Raw genomic sequence first — 13,230 nt, forward strand, 5'->3', positions numbered from 1 at the left:
ATTGTGGAATGTATAAGGGCGAATATGATTCGCCCCTACAAAACCTCTTACAATTCAACTTTGGAGAAACCCATGACAGAACAAAAAAGTTGGTTTAAAAAAGCCTTAGAAAAATACGACAAATTCTGTGAGGAACTTGGTGTAAATCAAGGGGCTTGTCGAGGCTGTGTTCCTGTTGTGAAATTTGATCCTGAACCAGAGGAAAAAGAAAAACAGCCTAAAGATAAACCCGAACAAAGCTAACTTGATATATCCATTCCTTGTAAATGAGGATGGCGGAATTGAAAACCACTTTCTAATAAACGTTTAGGGATCAAAGGTTGGTTATCTAGCAACAATGCCGCACGTTCGCCTAAAACGCTTTTTAAAACGCACACAGGTGTTGCAATATTTGCAATGCGTTGAGCCAATGCTCTTTTTGCCAGCATTTTTGAGGTGGCAAAATGCATAGGGTGGAGTGTTTCTGCTAACCATTGTGTAAAAAATGCGTTAGTCACAGGATAAGGCGCCACAAGGTTATAAGCGCCTTGGCAATGGTCATTTTTAAGTAAAAACAACACGGCATTTAAATAATCTTCTAAGGAAATCCACGCCCAATGCTGTTTGCCATTTCCTAATTTTCCTGCCAATCCTTTTTCGAATAAGGGTAACATTCGCTTTAATGCGCCACCTTGAGCAGAAAGTACCATACCGGTTCGCAGCAAGCAGATTCGGGTTTTATGTACCATTTTTAATGCCTCATTTTCCCAATTTTGGCACAATAAGGACGTAAATTGGTTACCAGCAGGGGTAAGCTCATCGTACTGAGCCTGATTGTAAGGAAGATCGCCGTAATAGCCGGTCGCAGATCCTGACAGAAACGAGTGTGGTGGATTGCTACTTTTTTCAATCAGCTCAACCAATTGACGAGTGATGCTTAAACGGCTCTCTTGTAAAATTCGCTTTTGTTTTTCTGTCCAACGCTTATCAAAAATCGGTTCGCCCGCTAAATTGATAACAGCATCAAAGTCCTTTAAATCCTGAAAATGTGTAAGATTTTGGCAAAAAGAGACCGCTTGAAATGGTGAGATTGGCTTTTCTTGACGGGTAAGAATAGTCATTTGATGACCTTCTTGCGCTAAACGTGCGACAAGTGGTGTACCAATAAAGCCTGTACCACCTGTAATTAAAATGTTCATTAAAGTGAATTCTCAAAAAGTTCAGAAACGGTATGCATGAGCGTTTCAATCGGGGTAGATTTTGTCGGTGTAATGAAAATCGTATCATCGCCGGCAATCGTCCCTAAAATTCCTTCGCTTTTCCCCATGGAGTCTAAAAGACGTGCGATAAGTTGCGCCGCACCTGGGCTGGTTTTTACGACAATAAGTAAATCATTGTGATCAATATCAACCACTAAATTGCGCAAAGGGCTTGAGGTCGTAGGAACCCCTAACTCGGTAGGCAACTGATATACCATCTCCATTTTGGTATTTCGCGTTCTAACCGCACCAAATTTAGATAACATTCGCGAGACTTTAGATTGGTTGATGTTATCAAAACCTAATTCTTGTAATGCACTTACTATCTCACTTTGTGAGCTAAATTTTTCTTCTTTTAATAATGATTTAAACGCTTCAGAAAGTTTGTCCATGACATTCTCCTTTTAAAAATATTCAAGTTATATGCAGAATTTTTGCGTATTCATGCAAAAAAAGCAATCTATTAGCCATTTTATTTGCAGATATTTATTTTTGTATAGGAAAATTTTTTCCCTCTATATTAAAAAGTTTGATAAACTTTGCGCAGATATTTTTAACTCTTTATGATTAGGTGGTTCTTATGAAACTTACACTTTTAGGCGCAGCCGGCGGCATTGGTCAAACATTAGCATTATTGCTGAAACTAAGACTTCCGGTTGGCACAGAATTAGCGCTTTATGATATTTCTCCTGTCACCCCAGGGATCGCAGTAGATATTAGCCATGTTCCGACTTCGGTAAAAGCCGTGGGTTATTCTGGTGAAGATCCAACAGAAGCACTTAAAAACTCAGATATGGTGTTAATTACGGCTGGTGTAGCACGTAAACCAGGCATGACTCGTGCGGATTTATTCAATATTAACGCCGGTATTATCAAAAACTTAGTTGAGAAAGTGGCTGATGTTTGCCCGAAAGCGTGTATCGGGATTGTGACAAACCCAGTAAATACTTTAGTGCCAATCGCTGCTGAAGTTTTACGTAAAAAAGGCGTGTACGATAAACGTAAGTTATTTGGTGTAACGACATTAGACGTAGTACGTGCTAAAACCTTTATGTCTGAATTAAAAGACAAACACGTTGAAACCGTTCGTGTACCGGTTATTGGCGGTCACTCAGGCCCAACAATTTTACCTTTATTATCTCAAGCTCTTTCTGAAGGCCGTAAAGTTGAATTAACCCAAGAAGAAATTGAGAAATTAACTTACCGTATTCAAAATGCCGGTACGGAAGTGGTTGAAGCAAAAGCAGGTGGTGGTTCAGCAACTCTGTCTATGGCTGAATCTGGAGCACGTTTTGCCGTTGCAGTTTTTGAAGCATTATTAGGTGACGGCTGTGTGCGTTATGCTTACGTTGAAAGTAAAGAAGGCAGCGGTTATCCGGAATTCTTTGCTCAGCCAGTTCGCTTTGGTTTAGAAGGGGTAGAAGAAATTTTACCAATCGGCGAGTTAAGCCAATATGAAAAAGAACAATTAGCTGAAATGGTCAAAATCTTAGAAAATGATATTAAAATTGGTAAAGATTTTGTAAATCAAGCATAAAACTAAAATAGAAAGGGTTGAGTTATTCAACCCTTTTTGTATACTAAAAATACAGTTATTTATTACAAAAAGGAAGTGATTATGCATAAAAAAGGTCTATTAGCGGCTTTCTTGTTGAGTTCTCTTTTAATTGCTTGCTCAAATGGCGATAAAGTTGCCGTAGTGGATACAATTGGTGTGAATCAAGTCGGCGCAACCAATACCCATTTACAAGATCAACAGATCCATTTTAGTGAGGGAAATGTTACGGGGAAAACGACTTATCAATCATCAACACCAGTTGTAGAAACTAAAAATAGTACGCCTAGTACTATTCCTGAAAAAGCAACAGCTATTTGTAATGATGGGACTTTCTCGATGTCATTACTTAACGAAGCTTGTTTAAATAACGGTGGGGTGAAGACAGCCATTTCTCGTTATCAATCCAATTAATTGAAATTTGAGATCGCTTGTCTTGCAAGCGGTCTTTTTTATATAAGGAATGTAAAATGAAAGTGACTAGTAAAGCTATTGTGAATGGTGCGTTTGAAGATCAGTATGGTAAAAGAGGTATGCAATTTAGTCCAAATGGTATGCCAACGTACTCTATTCCTTTTGAAATTAGTGATGTTCCGGAAGGTACAAAATCTTTTGCTGTGGTGCTTGAGGATAAAGATGCTATTACGGCAAGTGGATTTGTTTGGATTCACTGGCTTATCGGCGATCTTGAGCGAACTTCTGTAAAAGAGAATGAGAGTATAACTGCGACCGATTTTACTCAGGGGGCAAACAGTTGGGCGAGTAAATTAGGTAATTTTTCTATTGAAGAAGCCTCGTATTATGGCGGTATGGCACCACCGAATTGCAAACACCGTTATGAATTGATTGTTTATGCGTTAGATTGCAAATTGAACTTAGCTTCAGGATTCCGTTTTAATGATTTACATTTTGCGATGCAAGATCATATCTTAGCAACGGCAAGTGTCATGGGAACATATGACGTATAAATTTGATGGTTATTTGAATGAACCGCTTTGTTAAGCGGTTTATTTTTTGCTTTTTTTTATAAATTTATCAAAATTCTCTTGCATACTTATGCAAAAATTCATAATATTCATTCAGTTTTCAAAAATATAGGATTTTCACGAATGGCAATTCGTATTCATCATGTCAATTTTTTTTATGGCAGTAACCAAGCCTTATTTGATATTAACTTAGAAATTGAAAAAGGCGATGTTGTTGTTTTACTTGGGCCTTCAGGCGCAGGGAAAAGTACCTTAATTCGTACATTAAACTTATTAGAAGTCCCGCAATCAGGTACGCTTGAAATTGCAAATCATCACTTTGATTTATCGGCTAAAACAGATAATAAGCAGATTGCATTACTTCGCCGTGAAGTGGGCATGGTTTTCCAACAATATCATTTATGGAATCACTTAACGGTTATTGAAAACTTGATTGAAGCGCCAATGAAAGTGCTAGGCTTATCAAAAGAAGAGGCAACAAAACAAGCACTCGCACATTTGGATCGTTTACGTTTAGCAGAATTTGCAGAGCGTTTCCCTTTACAGCTTTCAGGCGGACAACAACAACGTGTGGCGATTGCACGAGCATTAATGATGCAACCTCAAGTGCTTTTATTTGATGAACCAACCGCAGCGCTAGATCCTGAAATTACCGCACAAGTGGTGGATATCATTAAAGAACTGAAAGAAACCGGTATCACACAAGTGATTGTTACGCATGAAGTGGGCGTAGCTCGTAAAGTCGCGACAAAAGTTGTTTATATGGAAAAAGGTAAAATTATTGAACAAGGGGATTCACGCTGTTTTGAATCGCCAAAAACCGCAGAATTTGCAAATTACCTTTCTCATTCTGAGTAAATAAGCAAATTTATCTGATAATTAAACCGCTTGTTAAACAAGCAATATGATTTATTACGCAAACCACGATAAGGACTTAAAAATGAAAAAATTACTTCTTGTTTCAGCAATGGCTTTTGCAGCATGCTCTGTACAAGCGAAAGAAATTACTTTTGCAATGGAACCAAGCTATCCTCCTTTTGAAACAACAAATGAAAAAGGCGATATTATTGGTTTTGATGTGGATGTGGCAAACGCAATTTGTAAAGAAATCCAAGCAACCTGTTCATTTAAAGGGTTAGCATTTGATGGCTTAATTCAAGCGCTTAAACAAAAACGCGTTGATGCTGCAATCTCTGCAATCGATATTACAGAAAAACGTAGTAAACAAGTGCTTTTCTCTGAACCGTATTATGACAGTTCGGCAAGTTTCATTGCAGTAAAAGGCAAAGCAGATTTAACGACTGCAAAAAATGTAGGTGTACAAAACGGAACAACGTTTAAAGAGTATGTCATTGCAGAAGCAAAACAGTATGCACCTAAATCTTACGACTCATTACAAAGCTCAATCTTAGATTTAAAAAATGGACGTATTGATTTAATTTTTGGTGATACTGCCGTTTTAGCGGATATGTTGAAAAAAGAACCGGAATTAGCCTTTGTTGGCGATAAAGTAACAAACAAAACTTACTTTGGTAACGGTTTAGGTATCGCTGTAAACAAAAGCAACACTGAATTGGCAAATGACTTAAATAAAGGTCTGGCGGCAATTAAAGCTAATGGCGAATACCAAAAAATTTATGATAAATGGATGACTAATAAGTAATCTATGTTTACGGAATATCTCCCTTTAATTTACAGTGCAACCCTAATGACCTTAGGGCTTGCACTTGCTTCGCTTATTGTTGGGTTATTACTCTCTATTTTATTTGTGAGTTTAGAGACAAGTAAGTTGAGCGTGATAAGTAAACCGACCACTGTTTTTTTAGCATTATTACGAGGGCTCCCTGAAATTTTGGTAGTTCTCTTGATTTATTTTGGCTCGACAGAGTTAATTGAGAAACTCACAGGCGAGTATATTGAGTTTAGTGCTTTTAATTGTGGTGTGCTGGCATTAAGTTTAATTTTTGCCGCTTATGCTTCGCAATCATTACGAGGGGCAATTCAAGCTGTCCCTATTGGTCAATGGGAAAGTGGCATAGCATTAGGACTAAGCCGAGGCTATACTTTCATTCACATTATTATGCCGCAAGTATGGCGACATGCTTTACCGGGGCTAAGTAATCAATGGCTGGTGCTTTTAAAGGATACGGCATTGGTATCGCTTATCGGTGTTCATGACTTAATGCGTCAATCAGAGTTAATCAATACAAATGAACATCAACCTTTTACTTGGTTTGGTTTAGCCGCGTTGATTTACTTGGCGATTACGTTAGTGAGCCAAGTTATTATTCGTTATTTAGAATTACGTTTCACACGTTTTGAACGAGGGGGCAAATAATGATGGATTATCTTTCTTTTATTGCCCAAGGGATCCCAACCAGTTTAGGCTTAATGGCGACTTCGTTAGTGATTGCGTTTGTGATTGCTGTTTTCTTCACTTTCTTACTTTCTATGGAGAATAAGATCGTTAAAGGATTCGTGAACGGTTATCTCATGCTCTTTACCGGAACACCGCTTCTTGTTCAATTTTTCCTGATTTACAGTGGGCCTGGACAATTCCAATGGTTGATCGACAGCCCGCTTTGGATCTTATTTTCAGATGCGTGGTTTTGTGCTGTATTGGCGTTAGCATTAAATAGTGCGGCGTATTCAACCCAACTATTCCACGGCGCAGTGAAAGCAATTCCAAAAGGACAATGGGAGACTTGTGCCGCATTAGGATTAAGTCGTTTAGATACATTAAAGATCCTGATTCCTTATGCTTTAAAACGAGCATTACCTTCGTACAGTAATGAAATTATTTTAGTGTTTAAAGGAACCTCTTTAGCTTCTACGATTACGATCCTAGATATTATGGGCTATGCACGTCAGCTTTATGGTACAGAATATGATGCGATAGGCATTTATAGTATGGCAGGGCTTATTTATCTGGTGATCACAGGCATCATGACGATTCTCTTGCGTAAATTAGAGCATAAAGTACTTGCTTTTGAACGGGTAGACGCTAAATAATTTTAGGTAAAAAGAAAAGGCATCATTATGATGCCTTTATTATTTTTTAATTCTTATAATTAAATTTTTTTCACATTCGCAGCAGAAGCACCACGATCTGACGCTTGTACTTCAAATTCTACTTTTGCGCCTTCTTCCAAAGTGCGGTATCCACCATTGCTTTCAATCGCAGAGAAGTGTACAAAAATATCTTCGCCACCTTGATCTGGAGCGATAAAACCAAATCCTTTCGTTGCGTTAAACCATTTTACTGTGCCTGTTACTTTAGACATAAAAAATCCTTCTAAAAAATAAATACAAATTGCTTAAAGAGAGATGATGGGAATCGTAAAACACTCTCAATTATTTTAGAGAAGAACTAGATCACACATTAAGTCACAAAAGCGAAACGATTAGACCATTTATTCATCATGAAAGCAAACATTATTTTGATAAATTTGGAATAAGGGAACTTTTTAATGAAAGTATTTGCCTTATTTCTAGAAAAGTAACTCGAAATAGTGGACGAAAAAGGGTAAATAAAATATAGTTACGCTTTTAGTCTTAGGCTATTCTTTTACCAGATTTTTTAGTAAAAAAACGGAAGATACTATGTCAGAACAACAATTAGATGCACAAATTGAAACAAGTGAAGCATCAACTCAGTCCTCAGCAAATAAAGTGAATCCCCCTATTAAAGAGGTTATTGCTTATTTAGCAGAAAAATTCCCACTCTGTTTTATTACAGAAGGCGAGGTAAAACCATTAAAAATTGGTCTTTTCCAAGATTTAGCTGAAGCATTAGCTGATGATGAGAACGTCAGTAAAACGCAATTACGTCAAGTTTTACGTGCTTACACAATGAGCTGGCGCTATTTAGCAAGTTGTAAACCGAATGCTGTGCGTGTAGGGTTACAAGGTGAAGAGGCTGGTATTGTTGATGAGCAACAAGCAGAACATGCAGCGATTGCTTTAGCACAAGCAAAAGAGGCTTTTGAAGCGCGTAAAGCAGAGCAACGTAAGGCACAACGTAAAGAATTTTTCAAAAAACAACGTGAAGAAGGTAAATCGGCTCCTCAACATAAAGCGAAAAAAGCTTTTGTGAAGAGAAAAGCGGCGGATGCACCTAAAGCAACAGCAGAAAGTTTAGCGGCTTTAGCCAATAAGTTTAGTCGATAATCTTTTTATGCAAAAACAAGCGGTAGGTTTTTTTCAAGTTTTGCAAAAGTTTGAAAAATACTACCGCTTGAGTGCATTTAGTTTTTAATTTAGTTTTGAGTGAGCTGAATAAGGTAGATATGAAACTGAATAAAATAAATCGATTTGTTACATGCGTGGTAATGAGTCTTTTCGTTGGGCAGAGTTTTGCCATCGAGCCACAAATTAAAGCAGACGCTTTAGTGACACCAAAACCAACAGAGCAACATTCGCTTTCAACCAAGCGAGTCACAGCACGTTTAACGCAGTCACATTATCATAAATTCAAATTAGATGATGAGTTTGCGGGTAAAATTTTTAACCGTTATATGGATTGGTTAGATCCAGCGCATAATACTTTTTTACAATCTGATGTTGATGAGATGCGTAAAAAATATGCTTCAACTTTAGATGATGAATTATACGAAGGTAAATTAGATTCTGCGTTTGCTATGTATGATTTAATGTCTAAACGCCGCTATGAGCGCTATCAATACGCTTTATCTCTATTAGACAAAGAGCCAAATTTAAAGGCTGATGATGTTATTGAGAATGATCGCGAAAAGGCACCGTTCCCAACAACAGTAGAAAATGCCGATAAATTATGGGAACAGCGTGTCAAAAATGACATTATCAGCTTGTATTTAAAAGACAAAAAATGGCCGGAAATTAAGAAAACATTAGCTAAACGTTATAATTTAGCGATTAAACGCCTAACACAAGTAAAAGCAGATGATATTTTACAAACGTATTTAAATTCTTTTGCTCGTGAGATTGATCCGCATACAAGTTATTTATCGCCTCGTGCGGCAAAAGCATTCCAAGAGAGTATGAACCTTTCTCTTGAAGGGATTGGTGCAACACTTTCAATGGAAGATGATGTTACAACAATCAAATCGCTCGTACCTGGCGCACCAGCGGCTCGTAGCAAGAAACTAGCTGTAGGCGATAAAATTGTGGGTGTAGGGCAAGGCGACAAAGGAGAAATTGAAGACGTCATTGGCTGGCGTTTAGATGATGTTGTCGATAAGATCAAAGGGAAAAAAGGTTCTAAGGTTCGTTTAGAGATTGAACCTGAAAAAGGCGGCAAAACGAAAATTATTACCTTAATCCGCGATAAAGTCCGTATTGAAGATAGTGCTGCTAAATTGACTATCGATAAGATTGATGGGAAAAACATTGCGGTTATTAAGATCCCGACTTTCTATATTGGTTTAACAAAAGATGTTCGTAAATTATTAGACCAAATGAAAGAGAAAAAAGCAGAAGGTCTGATTATTGATTTACGTGAGAATGGCGGTGGTTCACTGACAGAAGTGATTGAACTATCAGGCTTATTTATTAAAGAAGGTCCGGTTGTTCAAGTACGAGATGCATTTAATCGCATTAAAGTACACGAAGATCCTGAAGCGGATAAGTCGGTTTATGATGGTAATTTAATGGTAATGATCAATCGCCATAGTGCTTCTGCTTCAGAAATTTTCGCAGCGGCAATGCAAGATTACAATCGTGCGATTATTGTTGGACAACAAACCTTTGGTAAAGGTACGGTTCAACAAAGCCGTTCGTTAAATTTTGTGTATGATTTAGATCAGGAGCCACTTGGCTATATTCAATATACGATTCAAAAATTCTATCGTATTAACGGCGGTAGTACCCAATTAAAAGGGGTTGAAGCGGATATTAAGTTCCCAGAAATTATCAATGCAGCAAAAACAGGAGAAAGCTTCGAAGATAATGCGCTTCCTTGGGATAAAATTCCGGCAGCTTCTTACCAATTAGCCGGTTCTGCTCGTAATGCTGTAGAAGAATTAACGAAGAAACATGAAGAGCGTATCGCAAAAGATCCTGAATTTATCGCATTAAATGAGGATATTGCACTACGTAAAGAGCGTGATGATCGTAAATTTACTTCATTAAATTTAGCTGAGCGTCAGAAAGAAAACGATGAAGATGAAGCTAGACGATTGGCAAATCTCAACGAACGTTTCAAACGTGAAGGCAAAAAAGCGTTAAAAAATATTGATGCTCTACCAAAAGACTACGAAGCACCGGACTTTTTCTTGAAAGAAACGGAGAAAATGATGGTCGATTGGTTAGAAATTGATAAAAAGTAACAAAATCGTATATAATGTAACAATCCTTAAGCCGCTTATCGAAGAATGTGTTGGACAAGCGGCTTAATTTTTTTATTTTATGCAAAATAAAGAGTAAGAACTTACGATGAATAAAATTAAATTATTACCATTGATGATGGCTCTTTCTAGCGTAGCAATTGCTGAAACATCATCACAAACAAATATGTCTGCGGAGCAAACATCCACTGCGGTTGTTAATGTACCGACTGTACCACAAACAGCGCCTGTTTCTCAGCCGATTCACGATGGTGTTTTACCTCAACTTAGTTTTGAAGCTCAACAAGCTAGAGCTGCAGAGTTATCAAAACGAGCAGACTATGCTTATGAGCAAGAGCAAATTCGTCAAGAACAAGCTCGAAAATTAGCTGCTGCGGAGCAAAAAGTAAAACAAACAGTAGGTAATAATGATTTATTATTAAGTTCAACCACATCAAAAGTTTATTTAGACAATGATTTTTCGCCAATGTGGAATGATAAGTCAGCTACTCGTCAATTTTTAAAAGAATATGCTGCGTTTGCAGCAAGTGGTGTTTCGCCTAAATCAGCAAAAGCATTACAGCAAATCTTAAATCAACCAGAAGGATTGGCGCGTGATATGTTATTAACGGATAGTTTTTTAGACTATCTTTATTACAATAAAAATGTATATCGTAATGCAAATAACTGGTTATATAACTTAGGATCATATTCTCCTAAGGCTCCATCGGGAGAGCAGATTGCGAGCTGGGTTAAATCTGTAAAAAGTGGTAGTTCAGGTCAGTTTGTTGCGAATTTAGTACCACGTAACCATATTTATCAAGAAACAGTACAACGCTTGTTTGTAATGTCTCCTGGTGCTTCAACATCTACTAAGAAAGCTACTAAAGGCAAATCTAAAAATGTAGCAGCCACACCTGTTGATGAAGTCGCGGCAACGGGATCAAGCTCTTTCTATAAATTGGCATTAAATGCTCAGCGTTTACGTATTATTCCAAGTTTTAATAATGGTATCTTTGTAAATATTCCAAGCTACCAATTATACTATTTCCGCGATGGTCAATTAGCGTTACAGTCAAAAGTAATTGTTGGACGTGAAGATCGCCGTACACCGGTAATGTATAGCAAACTTAGTAATGTAGTGGTAAATCCGCCATGGAATGTACCAACAAGTATTTTAACAAAAGATATCGTACCAAAATTGGCAAGAAATCCAGGGATTGCAGATAGTTTAAGTTACGAAATTTTGGATGGTAGCGGTAATAAAGTAAATCCTCGCAGTGTGAATTGGTCGCAGTATTTGAATGCGAAAAGTATACCTTACCGCATTCGTCAAAAAGCGGGTGATGATAGTGCTTTAGGACGTTATAAATTCAACATGCCAAGTTCAGATGCAATTTATTTACACGATACACCAAATCATGGATTATTTAGTCGTACAGATCGTGCTTTAAGTTCGGGATGTGTGCGTGTAGCAAAATCAAGTGAATTGGCAAGCATCTTATTAAAAGAAGCTGGTTGGTCTGCCGAGAAACAGCAAAGTGTCTTAGCGAGTAAAAAAACCACTTCAGCTAATATTCGTTCAGATAACCCTGTTTATCTATACTACGTGACCTCATGGGTTGAAGGTGGCAAGGTTTATACTTTACCGGATATTTATAAATTAGATAACAGTATTCCAAAAACATCAATTAGTTGGAATAAAGTAAAAAATGTGATCTAGTTCTCAAAAATGAAAAATTCCGAGAAGATTTTACCGCTTCTCGGAACTTTTTCTTTTATTATTACCCTAAAAATTGCATCATAGTAATAAAACATGATAGATAGCAAATGGCTAAAGGGCTTTAACTATTTTCTATCTGTCATACTCAGCAGCAAAGTGAGGAAAAATGAACCAAATTAATATCCAACGCCGAAAATGGCTATCTCTAGGCGGGCTTGTATTAGGAGCAAGTCTTTTGCCTAATCAAGTGATGGCAAGTTTATCAACGGTGGCACCACTTGCATTACGTTTTCGTAATGTGAATACTGGCGATACCCATGCCGTTAAATTTAGTGGTGGCGGGTTGGCTTCAGCAGATTTAAGCCAACTTAATTATTTAATGCGTGACCGCCATACCGGACAAGTAAAACGTATTGATCCGAATTTATTTGTTAAATTAAATCAGTTACAACAACGTTTAGGTTTTCGTAATGCTGAAATCTTAGTATTAAGTGGCTATCGTTCAGCGAAAACAAACGCCGCATTACGCCGTAATCATAGAGGTGTTGCGAGCAATAGTTTCCATATTCGTGGGCAAGCAATAGATTTTCAGGTTTCTGGTGTTCCATTAAGCAAAGTTAAAGCCGCAGCAGAAAGTTTACATAATGGTGGTGTTGGCTATTATCCACGTAGTAACTTTGTTCATGTGGACACAGGTCCGGTCAGAACATGGCGTGGAGTATAAATAGCTGTTATGTTTAATTTACAGATTATTCCCGTTAGTCCTTTTCAACAAAATTGTTCTGTCATTTGGGATGATAATAAAAATGCAGCGATTATTGATGCGGGCGATAATGCAGAGCGAATCATTCAATTTGTGGAACAGCAAGAACTTAACGTTGAAAAATTATTAATTACGCATGCCCATCTTGATCATATTATGGCAGTAGAAAGCGTGCGTGATCATTTTGGTGTACCGGTTTATGGCTCTCATCTTGCGGATAAACCACTTTTTGAGCAGCTTCCGCAAATGTGCGAAAAATTTGGCTTACCTCCTGTAAAAGGCTTTTTACCTGATCATTGGCTCAAGGAAGGTGATGAAGTTACGGTTGGTGCTTTAAAATTCAATATCCGCCATTTACCGGGGCATGCACCAGGACATATCGGCTTTTTTGATTTAGAGAACAAAGTTGCATTTAGTGGCGATGTATTGTTTAAAGACAGTATCGGGCGTACTGATCTCTATTTAGGGAATTTTGAGCAACTGATTGACACAATCAAAACAAAAATGTTTGATTTGGAAGATGATTTTATTATTATCCCAGGACATGGTGCTCATACTACCATAGGTAGAGAAAAGGTTCACAATCCATTTTTAAAATAAGATGTGTTTTTTAAGCGGTTGGTTTTTGTAAAAAATTTGCAAAAATCAACCGCTTTACTTTTT

16 protein-coding genes are annotated in these 13,230 nt (G+C 37.5%); 13 read left to right on the forward strand and 3 right to left on the reverse strand.

Features of this window, described 5'->3' with window-relative positions; translation table 11 throughout:
• The first annotated feature begins 72 nt into the window (after positions 1-72).
• Complete coding sequence (locus DDU33_RS10870; RefSeq protein WP_005820337.1) at positions 73-243, forward strand: DUF5363 domain-containing protein; 171 nt, start codon at positions 73-75, stop codon at positions 241-243.
• Here the strand turns inward: DDU33_RS10870 and DDU33_RS05020 are convergent.
• Positions 240-1,178 carry a TIGR01777 family oxidoreductase gene (locus tag DDU33_RS05020; protein ID WP_108923499.1) on the reverse strand — a complete coding sequence of 313 codons (939 nt, stop codon included), beginning with the start codon at positions 1,176-1,178 and terminating at the stop codon, positions 240-242. The two genes, DDU33_RS10870 and DDU33_RS05020, sit on opposite strands and share 4 nt — an antisense overlap.
• A complete protein-coding gene (argR, locus tag DDU33_RS05025) occupies positions 1,178-1,630 on the reverse strand; it encodes a transcriptional regulator ArgR (protein ID WP_005820333.1) in 453 nt (150 codons plus the stop codon). The genes DDU33_RS05020 and argR overlap by 1 nt, the downstream gene beginning before the upstream one ends.
• A 188-nt stretch (positions 1,631-1,818) precedes the next feature.
• Here argR and mdh point away from each other — a divergent pair, with 188 nt between their 5' ends.
• The 7 genes from mdh (at position 1,819) to artM (ending at position 6,791) form a co-directional block, all read left to right on the forward strand.
• Positions 1,819-2,775, forward strand: a complete 957-nt coding sequence (mdh, locus tag DDU33_RS05030) for a malate dehydrogenase (protein WP_005820331.1) — start codon at positions 1,819-1,821, stop codon at positions 2,773-2,775.
• A gap of 81 nt (positions 2,776-2,856) precedes the next feature.
• Positions 2,857-3,207: a hypothetical protein gene (locus tag DDU33_RS05035; protein WP_108923501.1), complete on the forward strand. Its 351-nt coding sequence runs from the start codon at positions 2,857-2,859 to the stop codon at positions 3,205-3,207.
• Positions 3,208-3,263: 56 nt separating this feature from the next.
• Positions 3,264-3,761: a YbhB/YbcL family Raf kinase inhibitor-like protein gene (locus DDU33_RS05040; protein ID WP_108923503.1), complete on the forward strand. Its 498-nt coding sequence runs from the start codon at positions 3,264-3,266 to the stop codon at positions 3,759-3,761.
• Positions 3,762-3,902: 141 nt separating this feature from the next.
• Positions 3,903-4,637: an arginine ABC transporter ATP-binding protein ArtP gene (gene artP / locus DDU33_RS05045; protein ID WP_005820325.1), complete on the forward strand. Its 735-nt coding sequence runs from the start codon at positions 3,903-3,905 to the stop codon at positions 4,635-4,637.
• Between the two features lie 82 nt (positions 4,638-4,719).
• Entirely contained in the window at positions 4,720-5,442 is a 723-nt protein-coding gene (locus DDU33_RS05050) for a lysine/arginine/ornithine ABC transporter substrate-binding protein (protein ID WP_108923505.1), read from the forward strand.
• A 3-nt stretch (positions 5,443-5,445) separates the two neighbouring features.
• Positions 5,446-6,117 carry an arginine ABC transporter permease ArtQ gene (gene artQ, locus DDU33_RS05055; RefSeq protein ID WP_108923507.1) on the forward strand — a complete coding sequence of 224 codons (672 nt, stop codon included), beginning with the start codon at positions 5,446-5,448 and terminating at the stop codon, positions 6,115-6,117.
• On the forward strand, positions 6,114-6,791 hold the full coding sequence (artM, locus tag DDU33_RS05060) for an arginine ABC transporter permease ArtM (RefSeq protein WP_192805812.1): 678 nt from the start codon (positions 6,114-6,116) through the stop codon (positions 6,789-6,791). Before artQ ends, artM begins: the two co-directional genes overlap by 4 nt.
• A 59-nt stretch (positions 6,792-6,850) precedes the next feature.
• Here artM and DDU33_RS05065 read toward each other — a convergent pair whose 3' ends face one another.
• Entirely contained in the window at positions 6,851-7,063 is a 213-nt protein-coding gene (locus DDU33_RS05065; protein WP_005820317.1) for a cold-shock protein, read from the reverse strand.
• Positions 7,064-7,382: 319 nt separating this feature from the next.
• Between DDU33_RS05065 and proQ the strand changes: the two genes are divergently transcribed.
• The 5 genes from proQ (at position 7,383) to DDU33_RS05090 (ending at position 13,167) form a co-directional block, all read left to right on the forward strand.
• Positions 7,383-7,949, forward strand: coding sequence for an RNA chaperone ProQ (gene proQ, locus DDU33_RS05070; protein WP_005820316.1), 567 nt, complete (start codon positions 7,383-7,385; stop codon positions 7,947-7,949).
• 119 nt (positions 7,950-8,068) lie between these two features.
• Positions 8,069-10,084: a carboxy terminal-processing peptidase gene (prc, locus tag DDU33_RS05075; protein WP_108923509.1), complete on the forward strand. Its 2,016-nt coding sequence runs from the start codon at positions 8,069-8,071 to the stop codon at positions 10,082-10,084.
• 106 nt (positions 10,085-10,190) lie between these two features.
• Positions 10,191-11,804: a L,D-transpeptidase family protein gene (locus tag DDU33_RS05080; protein WP_108923511.1), complete on the forward strand. Its 1,614-nt coding sequence runs from the start codon at positions 10,191-10,193 to the stop codon at positions 11,802-11,804.
• Positions 11,805-11,970: 166 nt separating this feature from the next.
• On the forward strand, positions 11,971-12,528 hold the full coding sequence (gene mepK, locus DDU33_RS05085; RefSeq protein ID WP_005820310.1) for a peptidoglycan L,D-endopeptidase MepK: 558 nt from the start codon (positions 11,971-11,973) through the stop codon (positions 12,526-12,528).
• Between the two features lie 9 nt (positions 12,529-12,537).
• On the forward strand, positions 12,538-13,167 hold the full coding sequence (locus tag DDU33_RS05090; protein WP_108923513.1) for an MBL fold metallo-hydrolase: 630 nt from the start codon (positions 12,538-12,540) through the stop codon (positions 13,165-13,167).
• Positions 13,168-13,230 lie beyond the last annotated feature (63 nt).

Source organism: Actinobacillus porcitonsillarum (assembly GCF_003101015.1).
GTDB classification, from domain to species: Bacteria; Pseudomonadota; Gammaproteobacteria; order Enterobacterales; family Pasteurellaceae; genus Haemophilus_A; species Haemophilus_A porcitonsillarum.